This window comes from Microcoleus sp. B5-D4, assembly GCF_036705145.1.
Taxonomy (GTDB): domain Bacteria; phylum Cyanobacteriota; class Cyanobacteriia; order Cyanobacteriales; family Microcoleaceae; genus Microcoleus.
On the sequence record NZ_JAUBTV010000183.1, the window covers coordinates 1 to 2,174 of the forward strand.

Consider the following 2,174-nt stretch of genomic DNA (forward strand, 5'->3'; position numbering starts at 1 on the left):
ACCTCTTTAAATATACTTAATATTCTTATTATATCATATTAGTTATTTATGTAATTAATTTTGTTTAACTACTTAATATTTTTGTTTTTTTCTTTCAGGCGTTTAACTATATCCTTGAGCTCTGGCTTCATGTCACTTTTTTTGGGATTGATGCCCATCGCATCCTTGACCAGGAAGATGTCAAGTGATTTCAGCTTAATCAGTTCATCTTTTTTTCTCAGAAATTCTTCTCGAATTGCACCTTTACCAGCCGCTTCCCTTTGTTGGTCGGTCGTCCCCCTAGGGGAAGCGCTTCTACTGTTTGAGCTTGTCCGTCCCCCGCTACCACCACTAATTGATTTAGCCATTCCTCAATGCCTCATTTATGCTTATCTGTCCCGGTTTAAATTGCCAGCGCACAATGGGTATTTTGCTAGGGTTAAGCATTTTACCCAACACTTCCTCTACTTGTTCGTCTGTCTTCAAATTAGAAGTTTTTAGCTTCTTGGGTTCACCTTTCCCAAAACCTTTGTGTTTTTCGTAAACCGTAAAACAAACAGGTAGCTCTTCTGGTACGGGTTCCGGTTCAATGCCGATCGCATCAGCTACGAATTCGACTTTACGGCTTGTTTCCGCAAGTGTGCTCATAATTTGCACCAACTGCATTATCGCAGCTACCTCAAAGCGTTGAGTCGAATTGCCATCACTCATGCTTTCAGCTAACATCTCGTACATTTGCCCCGCCCAAGCGGTAGCATTAACATTTTGCCATTCGCTACCCAAAGGCTTACTTTTGGGATTAATAATCAAACCATTAGCAAGCATTCTAAATAAAGCCTGAGTAATGGAATAGTAGTCAATGCAATTGTCGTTTCCCTTGCCACCGGGTACTAAGAAGGCATTACTCACTGGGAATTTATTTTTTTTGAGTTTAGCAATTCCGAGGTATTTGTAAATTTCCTCTACTTTGTCGCAACAATCCATAGGTTTAATTTGTTGTGGGTAATTAGGTAATTGTATTGGTTTGCGAGTCGGCTTGTCGCCGCACCAATGAGCTACTATTTTGTAGAAAAGCTTTCCACCGGAACTGCTGCTATAATAATACCAAACATGGGGGGTCGTATCATAAATAGCATTCCATCCTGGTTGAACGGACACTCTGGATTCTAAGTATCCATAAATTGCTCTCTCCTCACCCCAATATTCGACAACTGAAGCGCCAGCGAGTTGACGTTGGACGAATGCGAAATAACTACTAGGCTTCCAATTTCTTGAAGGTTCCGGGACTGGCACTAAAGTTGGATTATCTACGTTGTTGTAAAAACTGCGAGGGGGATAATGAATATATTCCTCCCAACTGTAATATTGTTTATAAGAGCCCACAAAACCTGTCAATTTTCCAGAGTCGTCATATTCGACAAATGCCGAACCTCTCTCTACAGAACCGTCACCGCTATATCGATAGTCTTTTATCCAATATAAATAATGATTCGCGGAACTAAAAACTACTACCATCTTGCATATTTTATTTTCTACCGGTTCCGGTGGGGGAGCGGGTCTACTAGGTGGAGGTGGAAATAATGGCGGATTGGGCGACTCTGTTTCTTTTCCCCATTTAGGTGGATAAACAGGAGTCCAAGGGGCTGTGAAAGTTTCGATATCAGAATTAGGGGGAGAGGTATAAGGTTCTGGCGGCGGCACTTCGACAATTTCAGTACCGTTAGGCTGAAATCCTATTCCCAACTCCCCACCTGGCAACCTAATACTAATCCCTCCACTAATCCCTCCTTTTTCGTCTTTTGCAACATCGATTGTTATCCCAAAACCTGTTAGTGCTAGTCCCCCACTACCACCTTGACCGGCTCTCCCTTCAATCCCAAAGCCAGCTACATTTACCCCACCACTGGCTGATTTAAGGGTAGTAGTCCCATCTGGGTTAAAACCCATTTCAGCCCCAATATTCACCCCCAATTTACCTCTGGTAGAGCCTAAACCAGCCCCTATCGATAAAGTGTTATTTGATTCATCTCTTTGAATTGAGATACCTTGTGCAGGTAGTAGGGACTCTAAATCTACTTTTGCCCTTGCTTCAACAGTAATACCTGCTACCGAGCCTAATTCGCGAGTTATCCCTAGCTCGGTAGAGTTGGGTGTTGACTCACTATCTTTTCTCGCAAAACTAGGCTCAGATGGCT

The 2,174-nt window shown here is 42.5% G+C and carries 2 protein-coding genes; both read right to left on the reverse strand.

The features are described from left to right. Positions 1-68 precede the first annotated feature (68 nt). Positions 69-347 (reverse strand): hypothetical protein, encoded by a 279-nt coding sequence (locus QUB10_RS34050; RefSeq protein ID WP_333207534.1) that lies wholly within the window; start codon positions 345-347, stop codon positions 69-71. Further along, positions 340-2,174: hypothetical protein (locus QUB10_RS34055; protein ID WP_333207536.1), on the reverse strand; the 1,835-nt coding region annotated here is incomplete at its 5' end. The genes QUB10_RS34050 and QUB10_RS34055, both read right to left, overlap by 8 nt.